Source organism: Verrucomicrobiota bacterium, assembly GCA_016871535.1.
GTDB lineage: Bacteria > Verrucomicrobiota > Verrucomicrobiia > Limisphaerales > SIBE01 > VHCZ01.
In genome coordinates this window covers 1-23,775 of sequence record VHCZ01000071.1, presented here as the reverse complement: position 1 = coordinate 23,775, position 23,775 = coordinate 1, and the positions used below count along the sequence as shown (strand labels likewise).

Below are 23,775 nucleotides of genomic sequence, written 5' to 3'. Positions count from 1 at the left end.
GGGCTGTAAGGACCGAGCCAACGCAGGCCACGGACAAAAGACCCGCCGCCCGGAGGGTTTTCGCGCCAAAGGCCGCCTGGCTTCGTTGCTCCTCAGTCGAAGATCCAGGGAGGATATTCTCCTTCGTGGCGCCTCGCCATCCGGCCTTTGGCGCGAAAACAGGACCCCGCGCAATTTTCGGACACGCTCTTAGACTTGTTTTGCACAGCGGCGTGTTTAGGGTCTGCGCCCAAGCATGTCTGCGTTCGAAGCTTTGGGACTCATATTGGCGGCCGCGACGGCTGGTGCGATGAACGCGGTGGCCGGCGGCGGCACGCTGCTGACGTTTCCGACCTTGCTGTTCTTTGGCACGCCGCCCGTTGTCGCGAACGCCACCAGCACACTCGCGCTCGTGATCGGCACGGCGGGCAGCGTTTTCGGATATCGCCGCCATCTGCACACCGTGCGGCCCTGGCTCTGGCGTTTCGTTCCTGTCAGCATTCTGGGAGGGTTGCTCGGCAGCGGCCTTCTCACGCGCACCAGCAACGAGGCCTTTGCCAAGCTGGTTCCCTTTCTCATCCTCTTTGCGACGATTCTGTTTCTGACCCAGGGAATCTTTCGGCGTCTGGTGGGTTTCGACGACGCTCCGGAAGGACCAACTCGGCCGCCCGCGATTTGGGGAGCCATCGTGTTCCAGTTCGCAGTCGCGGTTTACGGCGGCTACTTCGGCGCGGGCATCGGCATCCTCATGCTGGCGTCGCTCGGATTCATCGGCCTGCACGACATTCACGAGATGAACACTCTCAAGACCGTGCTCAGTTCGTTGATCAATCTGGTGGCAGCGGCCTGGTTCATTCTGGCGGGCCTGATCCACTGGCCAAGGGCGGGGATCATGACCCTCGGCGCCCTGGCGGGTTATTTTCTCGGTTCGCACTTTTCGCAGCGGATTCCGCAACGCCGCGTGCGGCAGATCATCACCACGGTCGGGTTTATCCTCTCGGCCGTGACGTTTTATGAGGAGTTTCTGCGGTAAGCGAAACGCCAGAAGGATTGGAGGGATGGAGTCTTTGGGGTCCTTAGGGTCTGTGCAAAAATAAATTCCGGTCTTGCTGGAGGCGATTTCGCTTTCTGGCGAGGCACGACGAGGGAGCATAGCCAGGGCTCTGCGACTGAGGAGAAACGAAGCCAGAAAGCGAAATTGCCCCGGCCTTTGTCCTGGCGAGCCGCTCGACGTGAGTGGGACACGTCCGACTCGGCTCGCTGGGGACAGGCTCGCCCTACCGTCAGTTTCCGAAGAAGAATCATACTCCGGAGATCACCTTCACGCCCATCTCCTCCAGCGTCTCGGCAACAGCCGCGAGCAGCGCGCGGACGTCCGACTCGAAGATCCGCCCGATGCAACCGATGCGAAAACTGTCCGCTTGGGAAACCTTCCCCAGATAGATAATCATCCCTTTGTCCCGCAGCCGGTCGTAGAACTCGGCGAAATCGAAGTTGCTGTGGTCCGGGTAATGGAAGGCCGTAACGATGTAACTCTGGAGCGCCGGTTCCAGATACGAGCGGAATCCGAGCTTGTGCATGCCGCGGAGCAACACCTCGTGATTGCGCCGATACCTCCCCGCCCGCCCCTCGACCCCGCCTTCCTGATCCAGTTCCTTGAGCGCCTGATCGAAGGCCAGCAGCACATGGGTCGGCGGCGTAAAACGAAATTGCCCCGTGTCCTCGAATCCCTTGAGCTGGCCGAGGAGGTCCAGGCTCAGGCTTCGAGCGCGTCCTTCGGAAGCCAGGAGCGGCTCGCGCCGCGCGATCACGAACGAAAACCCCGGCACCCCTTCGATGCACTTGTTCGCGGAAGAAATCAGGTAATCGATGCAAGCGCGTTTCACATCGATGGGCACCGCCCCGAAACTGCTCATCGCGTCCACGATGTAATCGGCGCCGAATTCCTTTGCGATCTGGCCGATTTCGACAATCGGATTCAAAATGCCCGTGGTCGTCTCACAATGCACGACCGCGACGTGCGTCACTCCGCGATTCGCGCTCAAGGTCTGGCGCAGAACCTGGCGGTCCGGCATCTGGCTTTCGGGGCCGCGCAGGACGGTGGCGTCGATTTGCAGGACGGCGGCCATTCGAACCATGCGTTCGCCGTAAGCCCCGTTGGTGAGAATGATCAGCTTGCCCTGCCGAGGCACGACCGAAGCCAGCACGGATTCCACGCCGAACGTTCCGCTGCCTTGCATCAGGATGGTCTCGTAACCGTCCTCGCGCGTCACGCCGGCCAGGGTCAGGAGCCGGACGCGAATGTTTCGGAGCAACTCGATCAACGCGTCGTCCCGAGAGCCAATGTCGCGCAGCATCGCTTGTTTCACGCTGAGGCTCGTGGTCAACGGTCCGGGCGTGAACAGAGTCTTGTCTTTGGCGGTCGGGAGAAGTTTGGGCTCTTTCATGGATGGGGTGGAGCTGTTTGGCGACGTTCGTGCAAAAAACCCATGAAACGTTCTTTGACTTCATGGGGCTTGACCGTCGGCCGTCCAAGATGCCTGGGCGAACCCTGCCGAATCTTCACGTGCAGCAAACTCGGACCGGCGCGCTGACGCAACTCTTTCAAACCGCCGCGGATGTCCTCCGGGCGGTCCGCTGCGAAGGCGTGGCGATAGTTGGCGGCGGCGGCCATCTCCGCAAAGCGCGTAATGCTGGAGACGGTTTGTTGCCCCCCGGTCGAATCGTGCGCTTCGTTGTCCAGCACGACGTGCAACAAATTCCTTGGCTGATGGAAACCGATCGTGGCCAAAGAACCCAGCTTCATCAGGGCCGCGCCATCGCCATCGATCACCACGACGGGTTGCTGCGGGAGCGTTCGGGCGATCCCAAATCCGATGGCCGAAGCCGTGCCCATGCCGCCCACGACGTAAAGGTGATTCGGCCGGTCCGCGAGCGTGAAGAGTTCGCGTCCGGTCTTGCCCGTGGTGGCGACGACTGCTTCGTCACCGTTCAGGATTTCCAAAATCAACTGCAACACCTCGCTGCGCGTCAATCGTTCCTCCGTTCGAGAGCCGAGCTTTTCCCGTTTTTCCGCGACGACAGGAGTGGATTGCTTTTCTTCGCGGAGTTCGAAGTCTTCGACCGAATCCTGGGACATGATGAGCGCAAAGGGACGTTGCCGTTCGCGCATGCTGGTTTCGGCGCGCTCGATCGCGTCGCTGATTTCGGAATCCTTCTTGGGAAAAGGGAGCCAGGGAATCTCCAGCGTGTCTAACAACCGGTGCATGATCCGTCCCATCTGCTCGTGCTGCGGTTCATCTTTGACTCCGGGCTCGCCGCGCCATGTGACTATCAGCAAAGTCGGCACGCGAAAAGGATAATTCAGGGACGTCAGCGGATTGACCATATTCCCCAGGCCGGAGTTCTGGCACATCGTCACGGTTTTTTGGCCCGCGAGATACGCGCCGAACGTGATGCCCACGGCTTCCCCTTCGCTCGTCGCGCCGACGTAATTCAGGGTCCGGTCCGCGATGACGTAATTGATGAAAGGCTTCAAAAAGCTGCACGGCACGCCCGCGTATTGGCCATAGTTCAGCGCCCGCAACGGTTCGATAAACGAGGATGCCTTGATCATGTGGTGGTCTAAAACGCCTGAGCTTGCGCCAGGTCTCCAGGTCATCGACATCCAGCCAGTGGCCGGTGATGTAATGCACGTGCGCCCGCCCGCCGGATTCCAAAAGGTGCTTGAACAAATCGTCGAAGCGCAACTGCCGAAAGTCCGGCCGGGCGGAAAGCCGCTGCAACGCCTCTCGGAAAATCGTTGCGCCCCGCGCGGTCGCTTTGATCAATCCGATCCATTCCCCGTGGATCCTTGCGGGCGGCAGGCTCGGTCCGATGTCCGCGAGAAAAACCGATTCTTCGCTGGATTGCAGCGAATAGGGCCGCGTGGTGTGGACGAAATCGACGTAGCCCTTGGCCGGCCCGCGGCTTTGCCAGGCCGCATCGACGGTGATCACAATGTCTCCTTCTTCCAGGAGCAGATTCTGCAAAATGTATTTCCGGAACAAAATGTCGCCGAACGAGAGGACCACTTCGCCTTCGAGAAAGTCGAGCGCCTTGGCCAGCGAGAGCAGTTCGCCTTGAACTGAGTTGTCTTGTTCACGTCCCTGAAATTTGTAGGAACCGAATAACGCGGATGCAACTCTTGATTCTGGAGTATTCCCTCCGTCAAGGTGAAGCGAGCGTCTTCGCGAGCCAATGACCATCGACGCGGACGCATCCGCAAGTTGTCAGCTCGTAGCGCAGATTTTCAATCTCCCGGATCGCGGAATTGCATTCCGCAGAGGTTCGACAAGTTCCCGAGATCTGGAACTCGTCGAAGCGCCGCCGATTGCAAATCGGCGATACGGCGGAGTGTAACTCTGCGCTACCAGGGCAGAAACCACCCAATCCGGCTTGCTTTCCGTCGGAAGCGCATGTCAAAAAGTGCGGTCATGATGGCAAGCCTGAATTCACAGGATGCGGCGCTCTCGGCGCTGATAGCGCGGCGCAAAGCGGGCTTCAGCCTCGAACGCGACTTCTATACGGACGAGTCCGTGTACCGCGTGGACGTCGAGCGTATCTGGCGGCGCGGCTGGCTCTTTGCCGGACACTCCTGCGAGATCCCAAATCCGGGCGACTACTTTGCCCTGGAGGTTGACTCAGATCCGATCCTGGTCATCCGGGGCGACGACAAGCAGGTGCGCGCCTTGCACAACGTGTGCCGGCATCGCGGTTCCTTGATTTGCCCGGAGGCAGCCGGCCACGTGAGCTGGCTGGTCTGTCCGTACCACCAATGGACCTACGATCGAAGCGGCGCGCTGGTCGGTTGCCGGGGCGCGCTGGAGGATCTTGATAAAACTCAGTTCGGTCTGCGGTCCGTGAATGCGCGGGAAGTTGAAGGTTTGATTTACATCTGTCTCGCGGAGCAACCGCCGAACTTTGAACCCGCGCGGGACCAGCTGGCGAGCCTGGCGAAACCGCAAGGCTTCCCTCGCGCGAAGGTCGCCCAAAGCCTCGACTACACCGTGCGCGCGAACTGGAAGCTCGTCTGGGAAAACAACCGCGAATGCTATCACTGCAACGTCAATCACCCGCAATACATCCGGGCTAACTTCGATCACTACAATACGGACGACACGTCCCCGCGCATCCAGCAGGCAATGGAAGCGGCGGTGCGTCGCAGCGAACAAAAGTGGGCGGCTTCGGGGCTTGCGGCCACGCACCAGCAGACCGGCATGACGCGGTTTCCGGATGCCGAGCGCAACATCTGGTTCTCCGCCAACCGCACGCCGCTGGTCGAGGGTTACGTCAGCGAAACCCTGGACGGGAAACAGGTCGCTCCCTTGATGGGAGATTACACCGAAGCCGACGTGGGCACGCTTCGCATCCGCACGCTGCCGAATTTCTGGAATCACTCCAGTTGCGATCACGGCGTGAGCACGCGCTTGCTCCCGGCCGGACCGCAATTGACCCGGATTCGCGTGACGTGGCTGGTGCATCAAGACGCCTTCGAGGGAAAGGACTATCAACTGGAGAAGCTGCTGCCGTTCTGGCAACTCACCTCGGAACAGGACTGGGAAATCTGCGAGCGCCAGCAGCGGGGCGTGAATTCGTCGGCTTATGTGCCCGGACCGTATTCCCCGTTCAAAGAATATAACGTCGAGAGTTTCGTTCGGTGGTACTTGAACACCGTGATGCGTGATCCGTAAAACGTAAAGCGTAGTATGCCCTCGGTTGAGGGTGGGGCGAGGCTCCCGCCGAGCCAATGCCATCGAAGAAAGGCTCCGCAGGAGCGTCGCCCCACCGTCGTTAACTGAGGGGATACAAAACGTAAGACGTAAGGCCTAAGCTTCACGATTACGTTTTACGTTTTACAAACGACGATTCACGCGAAGCATCTTATGGCCACACCACTCCCCAACGCCGAAATCATCATCGTCGGCTGCGGCGCCGTTGGCCTGGGCTGCGCTTACGCCCTGGCCAAAGCCGGCAAAACGGACATTCTCGCGCTCGAACGGGCCGACGACGTCGGCGTCGTCACCACTTCCCAGGGCGCCGGTTTGTGCGGCCAGGTGCGCGACTCGGTCGAGCGCACAAAACTCGCGATGCACTCCGTCGCGATGTTCCGCGAACTGCAGCGCAGCCAGGTGAAACCGGACTGGCGCGAAGTCGGCTCCCTTCGCATCGCGCTGAACGAACGTCGGGCCGATGAATTTCGCCAGCTCAAAGCGGCCGCGGATGCCGCGGAACTGAAAACGCAGTTCATCGTTCGCGAAGAAGCCCGGCGACGCTGGCCGTTGATGGATTTCACAGTCGCGAAGTCGATCCTGTGGTGCCCCAGCGACGGGTACATGACGCCCCGCTGCGTCGCCGCGTCCTACAAGCACAACGCAGAAAAGCTGGGCGTGAAATTCAGCACGGCGACGGCGCTGGAGGAGATTGTGTTGCAGAACGGGCGCGTGGCCGGCGTGAGGACCAATCGCGGCCCGGCCGATTGTCGCTACGTGATCAATGCCGCGGGGGCCAACGCTTATCACGTCGCGAAGCTCGCCGGCCTGGAGTTGCCGATTTTCCCGGTGCGCCATGAATACTACGTCACTGTGCCGATGGACGGTCTGACTCCTGACCTGCCGTGCTTTCGCATCCCGGAACTGACGCTCTACGGGCGCGTGCGCGACGGCGGCCTCCTGCTCGGCGGCTGGGAACCGCAATCGCTGAATCTTGACCCGCGCAGCTATGCCTCCGACCACGAACCGCCGCCGGTCGTCACGGATTGGCCGGTCTTGGATTCATTCGAGGCGAGCTTCACGAAATTATTCCCGACGGCGCGCGCCGCGCAGAAGAGTTGCGTCGGCAAAGGCTGGCCCACCTTCACGCCGGACGGACGCTTCATCCTTGGCGAAAGCTCGCGAGTCCAAGGCTTCGTCATGGCCGGCGGGTGCAATGCCCACGGCATCTCCGGCTCCGGAGGCATCGGCAAACTGCTTGTCGAATCGCTCCTGGATCCAAAACAATCCGCCTACGTGAAGAGCCTCAGCCCGGATCGGTTCACGGAAACAAACTGGGCCTGGGATGAAGCCCGCGTTCAAGCGGCGCGGGTGTATGAAACGTACTATGGGCGCGAAGTAGGCAACGCTTAAGATGAGACATGGGCGGGTCTTCTCAGGGCTGTTGACAAAGTAGCGCAGATTTTCAATCTGCCGTATCGCCGAATTGCATTCGGCAGAGCGCCGGAAAATCCAAGCGCACCCAACCCGGCGAGACCCTGCGGATTGCAAATCCGCGATACAGCAGAATTCAATTCTGCGCTACTTGTCATTGGCTCTGTCCCTGTCCGCAGCAATTCTCATTTTGGCAATCCACGCCCGTTTGGTGTCCACGCTTTAGCGTGTTTGCGGGCGACAGGCACGCTGAAGGGTGGACACCATACGCCGCGAGCCTGGCAAGCTGAGAATTGCCACCCTGTCCGGCCTTCTCGGAAATTCTCCTTGTTCCTTCCAATGAATCGTCCGAAGGTTTGACGCTGCCTTATGAGTCGCCAATCGTTTGCCTGGTCTCGCCCTGGCCGGAGTGCGTCGCTTTCAATCGTATTGGCTGCCGCTTCGTTGTGGATTCGGGCTGAAGAGGCCGATTCTGTTCCAACCAGGCAAACCGGAACGACTCATTGGTCGCTGCGACCGGTGGCAGCGCCTCAACTTCCCAGGGTCAAAAACAAAACCTGGCCGCGGAATGCCATCGACCATTTTGTTTTAGCCAAACTCGAAGCCGCCGGACTCTCCCCATCGCCGGAGGCAGACCGGGCCACTTTGATCCGGCGCTTATGCTTCGATTTGACCGGGCTGCCGCCAACGCCGCAGGAGATCGATGCCTTTGTGAATGATTCTTCTCCCAGAGCTTACGAACATCTCGTCGATGGGTTGCTCGCGTCGCCGCATTATGGCGAACGCTGGGCGCGGCACTGGCTCGATGTCGTGCGCTACAGCGAGAGCCAGGGCTTCGAGTACGATCACATGCGTCCCCACGCCTGGCATTACCGCGACTACGTGATTTCCAGTTTCAACGCCGACAAACCTTACGACCAGTTCGTGAAAGAACAAATCGCAGGCGACGCGCTCGAACCGGCGACACCGGAGAGGATCGTCGCCACAAGCCTGCTCGTTTGCGGCTCCTGGGATCAGGCCGGCAACAGCCAGGCCAACGCGACGCAGCGCGCTCTCACGCGCGAGGAAGAGTTGGAGGACCTTGTCAGCGTCGTGTCGCAGACCTTTTTGGGTCTGACCGCGAACTGCGCGCGCTGTCACGACCACAAGTTCGACCCGATTTCCCAGGCGGATTATTACCGGATGAAGTCGGTGTTTGAAGGCGTGCGGCATGGAGAACGCGTCATCGCGACCCAGGAAGAAGTTCAACGGCATGAGAAAAAGCTCGGCGCGCTCAATTCGCGGATCGCGGAAAACGACAAACGTGCGCGGCGCGTGGACGCCGTGGGCCGGCAACGCGTGTTCGCGGATGCCGAAGCGGCAGCGTTCTTCGCTGCGGCCGGCCTTGATGTGTCCGCTGAGGTACTGCTGGCGGCGCTCACGGCCGAAGAGCGGAATCTGCGGGAAACTTGGTTGCGGCAGATCGCGGCGGACCGCGCGGCGCTCAAAGCCATTCCGCCCTTGCCCGTTTCCTACGCCGGCACACGGAAACAACCTGAGCCGACGCGTCTGCTCAAACGCGGGGACGTGAATTCACCCGGCGAGACGATGAAGCCGGGCGCTCTCTCGGCGATCCTCCAACCAAACCCGGATTTTGGTTTGTCCGGCGACGCGCCCGAAGCCGCCCGACGCTTGAAGCTCGCGGATTGGATTGCAGACCCACGAAATCCACTCACCGCGCGCGTCCTGGCCAACCGGCTCTGGCACTATCATTTCGGCGCCGGGATTGTGGCGACGCCGAATGACCTCGGTGCGAGCGGCGCGAAACCGAGTCATCTCGAATTGCTCGATTGGCTGGCCGCAACGCTGATCGAGCGCGGCTGGAGCTTGAAGGCGCTGCATCGGCTCGTCGTTTGCTCGGCGACGTATCGCCAGGCCTCGACCTTTAACGCGGAAGCGGCCCGCATCGACGCGGACGCTCAACTTCTCTGGCGATTCAGTCCCCGGCGTCTCGAAGCCGAGGCGCTGCGGGATGCGATGCTCGCGGTCAGCGGCCAGATCAACCTCGCTCAAGGCGGCGCCAGTTTCCGTCCCTTCGACACCAAAAGCTTCAACGCGACGTTTTATTTTCCGGCGGACAAGATGGGCCCCGAATACAACCGGCGCGCCGTCTATCGGATGAACATTAATTCCGGGAAAGATCCGCTGCTCGACACTTTCGATTGTCCTGACCCGGCGACCAAGACGCCGCGCCGTGGCGCGACGACGACGCCCTTGCAGGCGTTGAGTCTGTTGAACAGTTCGTTCGTGCAGCGCCAGGCGTTGCATCTGGCCGAACGCGTGTTGAAAGAGGCGCGCGGCCGAACGGCCGAAGCGATCGGGCGGGCTTATCGGTACGCTTTGGGACGGCCGCCCACCAAGGAGGAGCGGGTCCGCGCGGAGGCGGCCGCCGCCGAGACGAGCTTGCAGAACGTGTGCTGGGCGCTGTTGAATGCGACGGAATTCATTTATGTCCGTTAGGCCAATCGTCTCTTCCATGTATTCCTTCGCGAGCCGATTGCCATCGCACGGCTCCGCGGGAGCCTCGCTCCACCCTCGTTTACTGAGAGCCTGTCTGAAAACTGTCTTCTGGGTGGAACAGGCCACCGGCCTGTTGCGGCGGGCTACCAGCCCGCCGGGCCTTTTGGCGGCAGGTTGCCGCCAAAAACGGGCTGGTAGCCCGTTCCACCCATTTTTCAGAGGGGCTCTGAGAGGTTGCTCTTCCATGGCATCGCTTCTGGCGGGCCTGGCTCTCTTCGGGATCGGCTTTCTGGCTTCTTGCTCGACCAGGGATCGGGATCGGTTGCTCGTCGGCATGGAACTGGCCTATCCGCCCTTCGAAACGTCCGACACCCAGGGAAACCCCACCGGCGTAAGCGTGGATCTGGCGCGCGCGCTCGGAATTCATTTGGGCTGGGCGATTGAGATTCAGAATATCCCGTTCGACGGCCTGATCCCGGCGTTAAAGACGGGCAAGATTGATCTCATCATCTCGTCGATGACCGCCACGGCCGAGCGCGCGCAGTCGATCGATTTCTCGGAGCCGTATCTGAAAACGGGATTGTGCTTGCTCGTTGGAAAAAACTCTCCAGTGAACTCGCTGGAAGACCTGGATCAATCCGGCAAAACCGTCGCGGTGAAACTCGGAACCACCGGGCACACCTTTGCCACGCAGCGAATCAAGCTGGCCAAAGTGCTCGTGCTCGACAAAGAGGATGCGTGCGTGCTCGAAGTCGTCCAGGGAAAGGCGGACGCTTTCATTTACGATCAGATGTCCACGTTCAAGAACTGGCAGCGAAATCCGGAAACCACGCGGCCGATTCTCAAGCCGTTCCAGGAAGAGTCCTGGGCGGTCGGTCTCCGCAAAGGAAACACGGAATTGATGCGGCCGGTGAATCGGTTTTTGCAGGAGTTCCGAGCCAGAGGCGGTTTTGAGGAACTCGGAGACCGCTACCTGAAGGAGCAAAAGCAGGCTTTCAAGCACCTGGGGTTCCCGTTTTACTTTTGATCCCGTGGCCCTGCTCCGCATTTTCCGGACGCCGCCTGAGGCCGCTCACGCGCCCCCACCCTGGCCGTTGCGCCTGGTGAATTTCGCCGCGGCGTTCCTGCTGATCGTTCTCATCTTCTACTTCTCTTTCCATCAACTGAACTATCATTGGAACTGGGCCTCGATCTATCAGTATCGCCAGAAATTCGCGCAGGGGTGGATCACGACGATCTGGATCTCCGTGGCCGCGCTGGGGCTGAGCACGGGGATCGGCCTCTTTTTCGCGCTGGCGCAGCGCAGCCGCTGGCTGGCCTTGCGTTACTTCAGCAAGATTTACATCGAAGTGGTGCGGGGCACACCGCTGCTGGTCCAGATTCTGATCTTTTTCTACGTGGTGGCGGACGCCTTTCATATCGAGAACCGCTACCTGGTCGGCACATTGACACTGGCCTTCTTCAGCGGAGCCTACATTTCTGAGATCATCCGCGCGGGCATTGAAAGTGTCGGGAAATCCCAGTTGGAATCCGCGAAGGCCATCGGGTTAACGCGCGGGCAAACTTACCGGTTCGTCATTTTCCCGCAGACCTTGCGCCAGACGCTGCCGCCGCTGGCGGGCCAGTTCGTGTCCTTGATCAAGGACTCCTCGCTGCTCTCGATCATTTCGATCAGCGAATTCACGCTCAACGCCCGCGAAGTGAATTCCAGCACCTTCAGCACGCTGGAGAGCTACATCCCCCTGGCAATCGGGTACCTCGTTCTCACGTTGCCCATTTCGCTCTGGACGCGATATCTGGAGAAACAGCACCGGTATGAGACGTGAAAGCCCAGTCATTCTGCTTGACCCTGGGTGCGGAGTAGATCAGTGCCTCGCGCGCACAGCCACCCATGCGAGCTTGCCAAATTGCGATCCGGCTTCGATTCGTTCTGCCCTGCCTGTTGAGTGTCCTGATCTTCACTCAATCCGCGCCTCAAGTGCTCGGCCAGGGCTGAATCCCGGCCCGCCACATGTCGCTCAGTTTGGGCGCGGAGGGGATTTCGTATTTGGAACCGCATCATTGGGAAACGACGCTTTCGTATCGGTATCGTTTTATGGCGACGTGACGGTCATCTCCAACCGGCTTCACAATAGTGTTGCCGGGGTGGGCGACCTGAGGCTGGTAGGAAACACTTGGCTTTTCGACCCTGCGAAGCATCCGCAAGGCAATATTTCCTTTGGACTCGGCATGAAAGCGCCGACCGGCGAATCCGGGGGCGAAGATACGGTCCTGATCAACGGCGTCGAGACGGTTCGCCCTGCGGACACGTCGATCCAACCCGGCCGATGGCGGCTGGGGGATCGTCCTGGAATTGCAGGCCTTTCAAAAGATTTTCAAAAACACTTACGGATACGCTTCTGGGTTTTATCTGATCAACCCGCGGGAAAAGAGCGATACCCAGTTCACCACGGATCCCAATGTCCTTCTGTCCGTGCCCGACCAGTATCAGGGGCGCCTGGGCTTGTCCTACACCATCTGGCCCGAAAAGGGGATCGCATTGAGTTTAGGCGGCCGGGTGGATGGTCTGCCCGTGCGCGATTTGATCGGCGGGGCTGATGATGGGTTCCGCAGACCCGGATATTCGGTCTATATTGATCCCGGCATTTCCTGGAGCTGGGGAAAGAACTTCCTCAGTTTTAACGGGCCTGTTGCCGTCGCGCGCAGCCGCCAGCGGAGCATCCGGGATATCCTGGCGAGCGAACGGACCGGCCAATACGTTCATGGGGCGGGCGGCATTGCGGACTTTTTGCTCGTGGCCAGCTACTCGCGCCGATTCTAATGGCCGCGCCTGCTGTGGCCAGCCCGGCCTTTTCGACCGCCATACTTTGTTCTGATCCTCTTGTACTTTTCCTCCTCCCTGGCCAGGATCTCCGCAAAAGCCTTGGATGAGCGAAGGGACTTCAGATTCTCATCCTTCAGGAACAGCGGGTAGCAATTGAAACCATTGTCCACGGCCTCCTTAAACCAATAAATGGCTGCGTGGTCTTGTTCATGAGCGCGTAGGCCGAGGCGATGTTGTAGGCCGTGTGGTGAAAATGGCCGAAGCCTTTGCTGTGGCCGATGGCGTTGGTTATTTGCTCCTCCGCTTTTCCTTGTTCGCCTGCCTTGGCAAAGAGCATGGCCTGGACTCCGGCGAAGAGGCCGCCGATGTCCTCTGGCCGAGCGGCCAGGTATTTGTGAATTGTGATCCAGGCCTCGTTGGTTTTTCCCAGTTGAAATTGTGCCCAGGCGATGAGAGAGCTGGTGAATGGCGCCCGACCGACCGGCGCGTTTCGAAGCCCGTCATAAACAGCTAATGCCTCCGCATATTCCCCTTGCCAGAGAAGGGCCATAGCTCTGTACAGACGCCAATCATCATCGAGGGGATTGGTGCTTCTGGCTTGTTCGATTAACGCGATGGCCTCATCCAACAGGCCGGCATGGGCGTAAATCGGCAAGAGGCGCTGATAAGCCTCTTCCAACTGTGGATCTAGCTCCAGCGCCAGTTTTAGCTCCTCGATGGCCTGCTCGTGAGGAAAACCTTGGCCATGCGTCCAGAGGAAGTAGCCGCGAGCGGCGTGAGCGTCCTGGTGCTTCTCCGGATCGAACAGCCAGGCATTGCCGACCAACCGCACATCACCCAATCCACCGGCGCTCACGCGGTGCCGCGTCCCATCGTGCTCGGATAAACTGGCATTCTCAGCGTGCACGATCGGTGTCGGATTCAAGGCGCCTACGGGTGATGAGGAATCGACCGACACGTTCTATAAGCCCACCGGACCTCAGATTCGGCCTGTGGATATTGCCATTCAGCCGGGCGATGGAGGCTGGGGAATCGTTTTGGAGACCGTTGCCTACCAGAAGATCATCGACCGCCTTTACGGCTATGCGGCCGGCAGCTATCTGATCAATCCGCGCGAGCAAAACGACGCCTATACCACGGGTCCGGTCTATGGGGCGGTTCGCAACTTGTCAGTGCCTGACCAGTATTTGGGCCGCGCAGGGCTGAGCTACACGCTCTGGCCAGCGCAGGGATTATCGCTCAGCTTTGGCGGACGCATTGATGGGGTGCCGCCGCGGGATGCAATTGGCGGCAGCGAAGGATTTCGGCGGCCTGGGTTTTCCATCTACGTCGAACCGGGGATCTCCTGGGCTCGCGGGAAGAATGAATTCAGCCTTTTCACGCCTGTATTGATCGACGCCAACCGGCAGAGAAATATTTACGATGACCGCTACGGCGGCCATCAGGCCGGGGCTTTCGCGAAATACGTCATCATTGCCAGCTTCGCCCGGCGATTCTGAGTGCGGCAGCGGAACGGCTCCTGAGGTTCGTCATTCCATGATCCTCGAGCAGCGCGATGGCGAGCGTTTCATTGCGCTGCGCCAGCGCGCTGTAACCCACCATGTCGGTGAACATGATAGCGGCCAACCGGCGCTGTGTTGGGACGGCCTCAGGCATGCAGGCGGGATTTAGCACAAAGACACCGGGACATAAAGATTTGATTCGACTGTGTATGGTTCGCCTTAGTTGGCCGCACCGTTCCAACGTGCAACCCGCGCTCGCCTATGCTACGAATTCGGCATGAAGAATCCTTTTCCAGGGATGAACCCGTGGCTGGAGGACTTCTGGCGGGATGTCCATGCCAGTCTGCTGGTCTATGCTCGCGACCAACTAAACGGTGAATTGCCAGCCGACCTCACCGCTTCGGTGGACGAGCGTTTGGTCATCGACGTCGAAGAGGAGAAGCCACGCATCTACGTGCCCGACGTGGCGAATCAGCGAACCCTGGGACCATCCCGTCGGCCCGGCGCTGGGGCCTGGCGGCGCGGCCGTCGAGGCCGCCAAACCGATTCTCGTGGACCGCGGCGAACACAAACTGCGGCGCCTGGAAATTGCCGATTCCACCGGCCACATCATCACCGTGATCGAGTTCCTTTCGCCGTCGAACAAAACGGAATTCGAGCACCGTTTGCGCTGGGAAAGGAAGCGCAACGAGAACGTCGCGGCCGGCCTAAGTTTTGTGGAGATCGATCTGGTGCGAACCGGGGCGTGGACGCTGCCCGATCATGCGGGGCTGTTGCGCCTGCCGGGCGACCGTGTCAGCCACGTCATTTGCGTCACGCGGAGCGGCCTGCGTTGGCGGCACGAGTTTTACGTTTGTCCGCTGCGCGAACGGCTGCCGGTCGTCCGTGTTCCCCTGCGCCGCGGAGATCGGGACGCAGCCCTGGATCTGTAGGAGCTCGTGGACCAGAGCTACGAACGCGGACGATACGAGCGAAAAATCGATTACACCAAACCACCCGAAGCGCCGCTGGCTACACCTGCCGGAGGATAAGCGCGGCTCCCACGCAGTGAGCCTCTCCCATTGGGCGACCGCTTTCACGGAATGGTTCCAGGCTTGCGCGAGCTTGAACGAGTTTTTCTCCGCCGCGTCGATCAAAGCGTTTCAGTGTACCGTTTCCACTGCTTCTCCAGTTCAGCCATGAAGCCAACGAAACCCGGATCGTCCGGCTGCGGCCCGACGGTCGCTATACACTCAACGTAATCCCAACCATGTCCGTGAACATGATGGCGGCGAGCTTGCGCTGTTCGGTGGAGGCGGCGGGCACGGGTGACATTCTCTACCAAAGCCATTTCCAAAGGGGAATCCAAATTCACACACCCTGTGCAGACTGTGGGATTGGCGTCAGATCGACCGGGGAACCGTAGCGCAGATTTTCAATCTGCCGTATCGCCGATTTGCAATCGGCAGGGCGCCAGCAAGTCCCAGCGCGCTCGGACTGGGAGACGCCCAGCAGAATGCAATTCTGCGGTACGGCAGAGTGCAACTCTGCGCTACGAGCTTTGTCTTCCATCCTACGGACCAAGCAAGTATGTTCCTTCCCATCTCTCCGGCCCATGGCTAGCAAGCGTCCAGACGCGCGGTCCGAGTTCAATCCGGCGAAGCAGGCCGCCGAGACTGAGGTCGTCGCCGTCAGGATTTCGGCGGACGCCCTGGGGCTGCCGTCTGTTCCGGACCACGACCTGATCAGGAGAATTGGATGCGGAGCCTTCGGAGAGGTCTGGCTGGCGCGCAATGTGGTCGGCACTCCGCGGGCGGTGAAAGTCGTCCACCGGCGCAGTTTCAGCGAGGTTTACCCGTTCGACCGCGAATTCAATGGAATCCAGAAATATGAGCCCATTTCGCGAAGCCACGAAGGTTTGGTCGATATTCTTCAGATTGGGCGCAACGAGGCCGCCGGTTACTTCTATTACGTGATGGAACTGGCGGACACGGTCAGTCAGCAGTGTTCAGTAAGCAGTCATCAGTCTTCGGTTCCCGGCACTCCGTCGGCCCTGCTGAACACTGATCACTGCTCACTGATTACTGATTATTCGCCCTGCACCCTCCGCGCCAAACTCAAGACGCGCGGCGCGTTGCCGGCCGACGAAGTGCTCACCCTCGGTGTCAAGCTCACCGCCGCGCTGGCGCATTTGCACGGGCACGGACTGGTGCATCGTGACATCAAACCTTCGAACATCATTTTCGTGAACGGCGCGCCCAAGCTGGCGGACATCGGGCTGGTCGCTGATCTCGATGAGGCCCGTTCGTTCGTGGGAACGATCAGATTCATTCCGCCGGAAGGTCCTGGCACAGCGCAGGCCGACGTTTACGGCCTGGGGAAGGTGCTCTACGAAGCGCTCACCGGCCGGGATCGGCAGGAATTTCCAGCGTTGCCGGAAGAATTCCTTGGAACCGAGAGTCCGTTGGATGGTCGGTCACAGAACGAGAGCGATCCGGCATCGATGAAACGCCTGGTGGCCGGACTCAACCAGGTCATCTTGCGGGCTTGCGAAAGCGATCCTCGCCGCCGCTATCCCTCGGCCCAAGCGATGGGCGACGAATTGCATCGTTTGGAACGAGGCGAATCCATCTCGCGCACGCGAGGCTTTCGGCGGTGGTTCTCGCTGGGAAAGAAGGCCGGCCTCACGCTTTCAGCGATGGTGGGGCGCCGCGACCAAACCGACGTTTCATCCGGGATTTCGGAAGTCAACCATCTGGTCGAGAAAGGCCACGTTTGCGCGCTCGGCGCCACCCAAGAGCGGCTGCGCCAGGCGGCGAAGTACTTTGCTGATGCGGCGGCGCTGGCGCCGGGATTTCTTCCGGCGCTGGTCGGGCTGTTTCGAGTTCGGCTGTTGGAATTGACCGCGTTGCCGCAGCCACTCGGCGATACCGTCGCGAACATTCATCAAGCGGCCGCGAAACTGATCGAAGCCGCCCCGCATCTCGCCGAGAACCTAACGGCGGACTCGTTGCTCAGGTTCCTCGAAGGGCGATTGCCGGATGCGCTTTCGGCGGCTCAGACGGCCGCCCGGATGCCGTCCTGTTGCAAGCAAACGCGCGCTGTCGTGCACGCGTTGAACGGAGTTTTTCTGCTCAACAGCGGCCGGCCAGAGGCAGCGTTGCGCCATTTCAAGCTTTCCGAACGAGAAGTTCCAACGTGCGCCATCGTTCAGGTCTATCTGGGCCATCCCCGTTTCGTGCGGCGGCAATTTGATCTCGCTCTCGCTCAGTACCAGAACGCGGTCGAGTTGGAGCCGCGCCAGTGCCTGGGCCATTCGTGGAAAGCCAAAGTCCTTGAAGAGAAAAGTGAGATCCTGCAGGCGATCGAAGAATCCGAGCAGGCTGAGCTCCGCGCGCTTGAGGATGAAACCCGGCTCATTGCCGCCACGCCTTCGACCACCGTTGAAGCCATCACGGGGACTCACGAAAGATTACGCGAGTCCTTCCTACGGCAAGGCGTGGCCGGCTACTGGCGGCAGCGTCTCGAAAACGCGTTGAGCACGCCCAAGCCCAATGCGCACTACATCAGCACGGTTTTGGCGCGACTTGGCCAGGTGACCGAGGCTTATGAGTGGCTCGCCAAAGCTCTCGAACAGGGCGAATTGAACGGGTTGTGCTTTAATCTGTGCTGGGATCGGAGGGACAGGCGTTTTCGAAGGATTGCCAGTCAGGTTGGATTAGTATGACGCCGTGCCACAGCTCTATTGCCCACGTGCACGGTAGAATCTGACCTTTGAGTCCGGCGCGTTGACGTCAGGGATTTGCGCCAGGCCGTTGAGGTTGGTGACTGTAACCGCGCCGATGGGCGACCAGATCGTTAGATTGGTCGATGCCTCAATCTGATAGCGCAAGCCGCGACCCCCTCTCAGAAAAACTTCTGGCCTGCCACCGGTTGCGCCGATCTGCAGACGGGGTGGCTCGATGATCGTCAGCGGCTGCTTCGCGGCCACGTCGTGAAATTCCTGGACCAATCCGGACGGCCATTCGATACGGAGCGTGTCCACCGTGGCGGCGTCGCCCAGACCGAAGTGCGCGCGGAACAATTCCAGATGTTCGAGCTCTACGTCGGGCAAGCCTGGCCGGTGCGTGGCGTCGCGAATCTGCTGGGGGTCAGCGCGGGCCAAGTTTATCTGGCCAAGCATCGAATTGGCCGGTTGCTGAAAAAGGAAATCCAACGGCTCCGATCCAGGCGTTAGTCAATGAACCCGAAAACGGCAGTTGATTGGCACAGACATCACAAAGATCGCAGAGGAAACCAGTTGAGCGATCAGCGCCCTCCACCCACAGAGTGAATCGGTCTGTTCACTATAAAGGCCTGTCAATCTTTGTGTTCTTTGTGTTCTCTGTGGTTGAACTGCTTGTTCCAGGATGAATGAACCGGGTGAATCAGGCGGACCGGTTGGGCCTCTGCAAACTGGCGGCGCATGGTTTCGTCAGGAAGCGCCAGCAGAATTTGCTGCACGGACGCGGCAGCGTCTCGCGCCAGCCCATCGTCGCCGTCAAATTCCAGCAGAGTCGCAGCCACCCGCACAAACAGGGCCGGATCGCCGACCTTCCGCGCCATGCCCAGCGCCTGTTTCAAGCCGGCGATAGCCTCATGCTGGCGGCGTTACATCGTGGATGCGCTCATCGAGACGACGATTTCGCGGGAATATCCCTGGTGGATCTTCGACTGAGGAGCAACGAAGCCAGAGCCCAAATGCGACGCAACCCGCAGGGCCAGGGGTCTTTTGGCCAGCCGCTTCGTCGCTCGCTCGTTGTGGATCGGTGGATACACCGCCTCGCTCGCTCCTCGCGGCTGGCCAGAATCCCTCCTGGCAAAGTGTATTCTATCCCACGGTCTGATCAGTAAGCAAAACGAGCGTGACTCTGAGGGGGCGCTTTGTGGAAGATTCCCGCCGTGAAGTTGAGGTTGAACCAGGTCAGCAAAACATTCGATGGCCACCTCGCGCTGGATGCGGTCTCGCTGGCGCTTGAAACGGTCGGCACGTTGGCTCTCATCGGCCCGTCGGGGGGCGGGAAGACGACTTTGCTGCGGATTCTTGCGGGTCTCGAGCACCCAAACGCCGGGGAGGTTGTCATCAATGATCAAACCCTCGTATTCGAGGAAGAATCGCTTCTCCGGCATCGGAGATCGGTCGGGACGGTGTTTCAGGCCTTCAACCTTTTCCCGCATCTGACCGCCTTGCAGAACGTCACCTTGCCTTTGGAGAAGGCGCACGGGTATGCCCCAAAGGACGCGGCGGAAGTGGCGCGGCAGTTGTTGGCGCGGTTCCGTCTGGAGACGCACGCTTCCAAAAGGCCCGCCGAACTATCCGGCGGCCAGCGCCAGCGCGTCGCCATCGCCCGCGCCATCGCGATCAAGCCCAGATTGCTGCTCTTCGACGAACCGACTTCCGCGTTGGACCCGGAAATGACGGCGGAGGTGCTGGACGTGATTCGGGAATTGCGCGACGAGGGGCGCGATCTCGTTCTCGTCACCCACGAAATGGGCTTTGCCCGCCAGGTCGCGGACCAGGTTGCCGTGCTGGCGGAAGGACGGATCGTCGAGGTGGGCGCGGCGGCACGGGTTTTCGACCATCCCCAAAGCGAGCGCTGCCGGGAGTTTCTGGCCAAGGTTTTGAAGTATTGAGCCTGGAGTTGGGCCCACGAAACACACGAAACACACAAGACCAAACGAGTTGGCGCGGAAACGATCCGCTCTAACCGGGGAGCGTGTTTCCGGGTTCAATGCCTTCTCTTTTCGTGCCTTTAGGGTCTGTGCAAAAATAAATTCCGGTTTTGGCGGGAGCGCCGCCTGGCCGGATGCAAGGCGCGAGGAGGGAGCATCCCCGTTTTGGGGCTGTGACCGACGAGCAACGCCGCAGCCGGCCAGGCGCCGCCCCGCCCCGGAGGGCTGGGGCGATTTCGCTTTCTGGCTTCGTTTCTCCTCAGTCGCAGAGCCCTGGCTATGCTCCTTCGTCGTGCCTCGCCAGAAAGCGAAATCACCTCCAGCAAAACCGGAATTTATTTTTGCACAGACCCTTAGTGTGTTTCGTGGGATCAACCGCCTTTTCAAGGTTGAATTTCACTTGCCCGCACCGCGTGCCCGCCTATCTTGCGACGAACCAACCAGAGTTTTTATGCGACGTTCTCCTTCCGCGTTTCCCAAGATCGAGGCCCGCTTCCGCACCGCCTTTACCCTCATCGAATTGCTGGTCGTCATCGCGATCATCGCGATTCTGTCGGGCTTGCTCCTGCCCGCGCTGGCTCGGGCGAAGGAATCGACGAGAACCACGATTTGCCGAAGCAATTTCCGCCAGCTCATGCTGGCCGTGACGACCTATTCGATGGACTACAACGGCGGCATCCCGCGATTTCACAAATGGCTGTTCACAAAAGCGAACGACCTCACGACCGGCTGGCTTTATCCCTACTTGAAATCCAAGCCGGTGTATCTTTGTCCCACGGACCGCCTGGAATTGGCGCGGAAACGGATTGCCGGAACGCCGGGCGCCGTGCCGGCCAATTCCCCGATTCGCCGCGACTTCAGTTACGCCATGAATTGCTCGCTGTGCCACGTCAGCAATTTCTCGGCGTTCCTCGAACCGGCGAAGACGCTGTTGTTCATGGAGGCGACCATGGGACCCAACGACTACACCGGGATGGCTTCACCGAACGGCGGCACGCAGCCCGCGTACCGCCACAAGAAACGCGCCAACGTCATGTTCGCGGATCTCAGCATGGAGATGTACGACAAAAAGAAATTCGACACCGCGTCGCGCGTGACCCGTTTCTGGCAACCCAATAATCAGAATTCGCGGTAACTTCTCGTCCGGGTAGGGCCGCGCTCCACGCAGCCGTCGTCTCTCAAGAGGTCGTCTCCATGAAACCGAAAAATTCATGGGCAACCTTTCGCCGACAGATTAGCCTTTCGCCATGGATCCATTGCTCAAGTTGCTCCGGGAAAACGCCGCCGTGAAACCCTCGGCCCTGGCCGCGATGCTCAACCTGTCCGAACCGGAGGTCACGGCGAAGATCAAGGCCTATGAATCGGACCAAATCATCCTGGGTTACCGGACGATTCTCAACGAAGAGAAACTCGGCGTGGAAGTGGTGCGGGCTGTGATTGAAGTGAAGATCACGCCGGAACGAGGGGGCGGGTTCGACCGGCTGGCGGAGCGCATTGCGAAATACGCCGAGGTCAAATCGTGTTACTTGATGTCGGGCGCCTACGATTTGCTGGTGGTGGTCGAAGGAAACGGCTTGCGCGAGGTGGCCTCGTTTGTGTCCCAGAAGCTGGCGACGATCCAGGGCGTGCTTTCCACCGCCACGCATTTCATGCTGAAGCCGTACAAGGATCAGGGCGTGTTGATGACGCGCGAGCGCGATGAAGGCAGACTGGCGGTTACGCCTTAAAGAATATTCGCCGCCAGTTCCGCCAGCTCGGAGCGTTCGCCCTTTTGCAGTTCGACGTGCGCGGCGACGGCTTCCGAGCGGAACTTGCTCACGATGTAGTTGAAGCCGTTCGAGGACGAGTCCACGTACGGATTGTCGATCTGGTACGGATCGCCCGTGAACACGATTTTTGTTCCCTGGCCCACGCGGGTAATGATCGTTTTGACTTCGAGCGGCGTCAGGTTTTGCGCCTCGTCAATGATCATGAACTGCCCGGCGATGCTCCGGCCCCGGATGTAACTCAACGCTTCCACGACGATCAATCCGGAGCGAATCAAGTCGTGGCTCCGCCGGTGCTCGTGGCCCATGTTCAAATCCCCCAGCATTTCGAGCGTGTCGTGAATCGGTTGCATCCAGGGCGTGAGTTTTTCTTCGAGTGATCCCGGTAAAAAGCCGAGTTCCTTGCCCATGGAAATGGTGGGCCGCGCGACCACCAGACGGCGGTATTCGCGGTCGAGCACGGTCTTCTTCAATCCGGCGGCCAGCGCGAGGAGTGTTTTGCCCGTGCCCGCTTTGCCCATGAGCGTGACAAGTTTAATGCGGTCATCGAGCAGCGCGTCGAAGGCAAAGTGTTGTTCCCGGTTGCGCGGCTTGATGCCCCAGACGCCTTCCCGGGAGTCGATGATGGGAATGAGGCGCGCGCCGGTGACATCGACGCGGGTCAACAAGGTACGCTTGGGGTTGGTTTCGTCCGTCAGGATGCAATATTCGTTCGGCGAATAGCTGGCGCCGTTGTTCAAATCCATTTCGCCGTTGGCGCGGAACTGGGCCATTTTTTCGGCGCTGTTCTGTTTCTCGAACATGCCCGTGTAAAGATCCTTCAACAGGATGCGGTCGGACTCGTAATCCTCCGCTTCGAGGCCCAGGGCGTCCGCTTTGATGCGCAGGTTGATGTCTTTCGTAACCAGGATGGTGGGAATCTTGGGTTCGGCCTTCTGAAGGCTCAGGGCGAATGCCAGAATCCGGCTGTCGGCGGAACCGTTGTGCAGGCCGTTCGCGCCCTTTCGTTTGTTCACGTGGACGAGAATGCGGAGATGTCCGCCGTTGGCCAGGCCCACGCCTTCGCTCAACTGGCCCTGGCCGCGCAGGCTGTCGAGCGTGCGCGAGACGGTGCGGGCGTTCTGGCCCAGCTCGGTGGATTCGCGTTTGAAGCGGTCGATCTCCTCGATCACTTCGATGGGGATCAACACGTTGTTTTCCTGGAAGCTGAGGAGCGAATTGGGATCGTGGAGGAGGACGTTGGTATCAAGAATGTAGTTTTTCACGGTCGAACGATGCGGACTTGGCGGCAGCCATTCGCTGGTACCAAAGCTTGAGTCTCGTGTGCGGGCGCGGCAACGGGTAGTGGCCCGAGTAGAGAAAATTTCCCAGAACTCCGAACAAATCGAAATCGACAAAGCGCGGCCGCGCTTCCAGGAGAAAAGGTTTGTCGATCAACATTTCCTCAAAGGGGAGCAGCCGGCGGGCCAGTTCCTGGAGCAGTTCCTTCTGCTGCTCGCGCCATTGCTCCAGGCAGCCCCGGCCAAATTTCCGTTCTTTGTGGCGAATGAAGCGCAGCCGGTCCGAGACCGGCACCATTTCGCGGTAGTAAATGTCGTTCAGCTTGAACGCCGGTCCTTCGATCTCGCTCTCAATGAAACGCCAGAGGATGGATTGGACGCCCTCCCATTCGCGGGGGAACAAGCCGAGCTTGAATTTGGCATCCAGATATTTCGCGATGACTTGGGAATCGTCGCCGACCTCAAACACCACGGTTTTCCCGTCCTTGAGCACCGGCACCTGGTAATACCGTTGCCGGGTCAACCGCCAGACCCGCGAGCGGTCCCCATTGGGGATATTGACGACTTTGAAGCGGACGCCGGCGAACTCCAAGATTCGTCTCTGGACAATGCAGAAAGGGCTCCAGGGAAACTGAACCAACTCAATCATCGCGTGCTCGGAAGCTGCGGAAACAACAACATGAGAAAGAAGCTAGGCCGCGTTCGCTCGACTGACAAGGCCAAATCCACGGCTGAATCCAAAAAGGAGCGCGGGCAGCTTGCCCGCGCGGGCTGCCTGAAGCTCTCGAAGAAAGCCGGCGGGCAGGCTGCCCGCGCTCGTGCGCCTGAGATGGCGATTGGTCGAAGCGGTGAAAGTCCGCTTCTGTGCGGTGAAGAATCGTGCGGTATTGAACCATAACTGCGTCGTGGAAACACGGGGTGGAGAGCAATGGAACGAGAACGGCCAGTCCGTAACGCCGTTCGTCTGTCGAGGCGAACAAAGTGAACTCGATTCGGTCGGCGCGGATGGGCGAGCCTGCGAGCGCTGTGCGAAGCCTGTCGCGGAGGGTA

The 23,775-nt window shown here is 59.9% G+C and carries 23 protein-coding genes and 2 pseudogenes; 16 read left to right on the top strand and 9 right to left on the bottom strand.

Annotated elements, in window-relative coordinates:
• The coding region (locus FJ398_11680; protein MBM3838601.1) for a hypothetical protein at positions 1-208 on the bottom strand (208 nt) is incomplete at its 3' end.
• A 27-nt stretch (positions 209-235) separates the two neighbouring features.
• Here FJ398_11680 and FJ398_11675 point away from each other — a divergent pair.
• A complete protein-coding gene (locus FJ398_11675) occupies positions 236-1,012 on the top strand; it encodes a sulfite exporter TauE/SafE family protein (GenBank protein MBM3838600.1) in 777 nt (258 codons plus the stop codon).
• Positions 1,013-1,280: 268 nt separating this feature from the next.
• Here FJ398_11675 and FJ398_11670 read toward each other — a convergent pair whose 3' ends face one another.
• Together FJ398_11670 and aepY are read right to left on the bottom strand one after the other, a co-directional pair.
• Positions 1,281-2,426, bottom strand: coding sequence for a 2-aminoethylphosphonate--pyruvate transaminase (locus FJ398_11670; GenBank protein MBM3838599.1), 1,146 nt, complete (start codon positions 2,424-2,426; stop codon positions 1,281-1,283).
• Positions 2,423-3,595: a phosphonopyruvate decarboxylase gene (gene aepY / locus FJ398_11665; GenBank protein MBM3838598.1), complete on the bottom strand. Its 1,173-nt coding sequence runs from the start codon at positions 3,593-3,595 to the stop codon at positions 2,423-2,425. The genes FJ398_11670 and aepY overlap by 4 nt, the downstream gene beginning before the upstream one ends.
• On the opposite strand from aepY, the gene FJ398_11660 reads away from it, so the two are divergent.
• The 7 genes from FJ398_11660 to FJ398_11630 all read left to right on the top strand — a co-directional run bounded on the left by FJ398_11660 (position 3,594) and on the right by FJ398_11630 (position 12,483).
• Complete coding sequence (locus FJ398_11660) at positions 3,594-4,109, top strand: hypothetical protein (GenBank protein MBM3838597.1); 516 nt, start codon at positions 3,594-3,596, stop codon at positions 4,107-4,109. The genes aepY and FJ398_11660 overlap by 2 nt on opposite strands.
• A 327-nt stretch (positions 4,110-4,436) precedes the next feature.
• A complete protein-coding gene (locus FJ398_11655) occupies positions 4,437-5,711 on the top strand; it encodes an aromatic ring-hydroxylating dioxygenase subunit alpha (GenBank protein MBM3838596.1) in 1,275 nt (424 codons plus the stop codon).
• 192 nt (positions 5,712-5,903) lie between these two features.
• Positions 5,904-7,142 carry an FAD-binding oxidoreductase gene (locus tag FJ398_11650; GenBank protein ID MBM3838595.1) on the top strand — a complete coding sequence of 413 codons (1,239 nt, stop codon included), beginning with the start codon at positions 5,904-5,906 and terminating at the stop codon, positions 7,140-7,142.
• Between the two features lie 390 nt (positions 7,143-7,532).
• Positions 7,533-9,662, top strand: a complete 2,130-nt coding sequence (locus FJ398_11645; GenBank protein ID MBM3838594.1) for a DUF1549 domain-containing protein — start codon at positions 7,533-7,535, stop codon at positions 9,660-9,662.
• 244 nt (positions 9,663-9,906) lie between these two features.
• Positions 9,907-10,689 carry a transporter substrate-binding domain-containing protein gene (locus tag FJ398_11640; GenBank protein MBM3838593.1) on the top strand — a complete coding sequence of 261 codons (783 nt, stop codon included), beginning with the start codon at positions 9,907-9,909 and terminating at the stop codon, positions 10,687-10,689.
• 10 nt (positions 10,690-10,699) lie between these two features.
• Positions 10,700-11,488: an amino acid ABC transporter permease gene (locus tag FJ398_11635; GenBank protein ID MBM3838592.1), complete on the top strand. Its 789-nt coding sequence runs from the start codon at positions 10,700-10,702 to the stop codon at positions 11,486-11,488.
• Positions 11,489-12,015: 527 nt separating this feature from the next.
• Positions 12,016-12,483 carry a hypothetical protein gene (locus FJ398_11630; protein MBM3838591.1) on the top strand — a complete coding sequence of 156 codons (468 nt, stop codon included), beginning with the start codon at positions 12,016-12,018 and terminating at the stop codon, positions 12,481-12,483.
• Between the two features lie 136 nt (positions 12,484-12,619).
• Here FJ398_11630 and FJ398_11625 read toward each other — a convergent pair whose 3' ends face one another.
• Entirely contained in the window at positions 12,620-13,444 is an 825-nt protein-coding gene (locus FJ398_11625; GenBank protein ID MBM3838590.1) for a tetratricopeptide repeat protein, read from the bottom strand.
• Positions 13,445-13,478: 34 nt separating this feature from the next.
• Here FJ398_11625 and FJ398_11620 point away from each other — a divergent pair, with 34 nt between their 5' ends.
• On the top strand, positions 13,479-13,985 hold the full coding sequence (locus FJ398_11620) for a hypothetical protein (protein MBM3838589.1): 507 nt from the start codon (positions 13,479-13,481) through the stop codon (positions 13,983-13,985).
• Here the strand turns inward: FJ398_11620 and FJ398_11615 are convergent.
• Positions 13,957-14,142: a hypothetical protein gene (locus FJ398_11615; protein ID MBM3838588.1), complete on the bottom strand. Its 186-nt coding sequence runs from the start codon at positions 14,140-14,142 to the stop codon at positions 13,957-13,959. The genes FJ398_11620 and FJ398_11615 overlap by 29 nt on opposite strands.
• A 123-nt stretch (positions 14,143-14,265) precedes the next feature.
• Here FJ398_11615 and FJ398_11610 point away from each other — a divergent pair.
• From FJ398_11610 to FJ398_11600, 3 genes and pseudogenes are all read left to right on the top strand, one after another.
• Positions 14,266-14,358: pseudogene (locus FJ398_11610) on the top strand (DUF4058 family protein).
• A gap of 4 nt (positions 14,359-14,362) precedes the next feature.
• Positions 14,363-14,920 carry a DUF4058 family protein gene (locus tag FJ398_11605; GenBank protein MBM3838587.1) on the top strand — a complete coding sequence of 186 codons (558 nt, stop codon included), beginning with the start codon at positions 14,363-14,365 and terminating at the stop codon, positions 14,918-14,920.
• Between the two features lie 563 nt (positions 14,921-15,483).
• Positions 15,484-17,694, top strand: a complete 2,211-nt coding sequence (locus tag FJ398_11600; protein MBM3838586.1) for a hypothetical protein — start codon at positions 15,484-15,486, stop codon at positions 17,692-17,694.
• A gap of 15 nt (positions 17,695-17,709) precedes the next feature.
• On the opposite strand, the gene FJ398_11595 is transcribed toward FJ398_11600, so the two are convergent.
• Positions 17,710-18,150: a hypothetical protein gene (locus tag FJ398_11595; protein ID MBM3838585.1), complete on the bottom strand. Its 441-nt coding sequence runs from the start codon at positions 18,148-18,150 to the stop codon at positions 17,710-17,712.
• Between FJ398_11595 and FJ398_11590 the strand changes: the two are divergent.
• A pseudogene (locus FJ398_11590) lies at positions 18,112-18,204 on the top strand (sigma-70 family RNA polymerase sigma factor). The gene FJ398_11595 and the pseudogene FJ398_11590 sit on opposite strands and share 39 nt — an antisense overlap.
• 122 nt (positions 18,205-18,326) lie before the next feature.
• Here the strand turns inward: FJ398_11590 and FJ398_11585 are convergent.
• Entirely contained in the window at positions 18,327-18,572 is a 246-nt protein-coding gene (locus FJ398_11585; protein MBM3838584.1) for a hypothetical protein, read from the bottom strand.
• A 336-nt stretch (positions 18,573-18,908) separates the two neighbouring features.
• On the opposite strand from FJ398_11585, the gene FJ398_11580 reads away from it, so the two are divergent.
• The 3 genes from FJ398_11580 to FJ398_11570 all read left to right on the top strand — a co-directional run bounded on the left by FJ398_11580 (position 18,909) and on the right by FJ398_11570 (position 21,406).
• Positions 18,909-19,640 (top strand): amino acid ABC transporter ATP-binding protein, encoded by a 732-nt coding sequence (locus FJ398_11580; protein ID MBM3838583.1) that lies wholly within the window; start codon positions 18,909-18,911, stop codon positions 19,638-19,640.
• Between the two features lie 490 nt (positions 19,641-20,130).
• Positions 20,131-20,814, top strand: a complete 684-nt coding sequence (locus FJ398_11575; protein ID MBM3838582.1) for a type II secretion system protein — start codon at positions 20,131-20,133, stop codon at positions 20,812-20,814.
• A gap of 112 nt (positions 20,815-20,926) precedes the next feature.
• Positions 20,927-21,406, top strand: coding sequence for an Lrp/AsnC family transcriptional regulator (locus tag FJ398_11570; GenBank protein MBM3838581.1), 480 nt, complete (start codon positions 20,927-20,929; stop codon positions 21,404-21,406).
• Here the strand turns inward: FJ398_11570 and FJ398_11565 are convergent.
• Positions 21,403-22,710: a PhoH family protein gene (locus tag FJ398_11565; GenBank protein MBM3838580.1), complete on the bottom strand. Its 1,308-nt coding sequence runs from the start codon at positions 22,708-22,710 to the stop codon at positions 21,403-21,405. The two genes, FJ398_11570 and FJ398_11565, sit on opposite strands and share 4 nt — an antisense overlap.
• A complete protein-coding gene (locus tag FJ398_11560) occupies positions 22,691-23,374 on the bottom strand; it encodes a glutathione S-transferase family protein (GenBank protein MBM3838579.1) in 684 nt (227 codons plus the stop codon). Before FJ398_11560 ends, FJ398_11565 begins: the two co-directional genes overlap by 20 nt.
• Positions 23,375-23,775 lie beyond the last annotated feature (401 nt).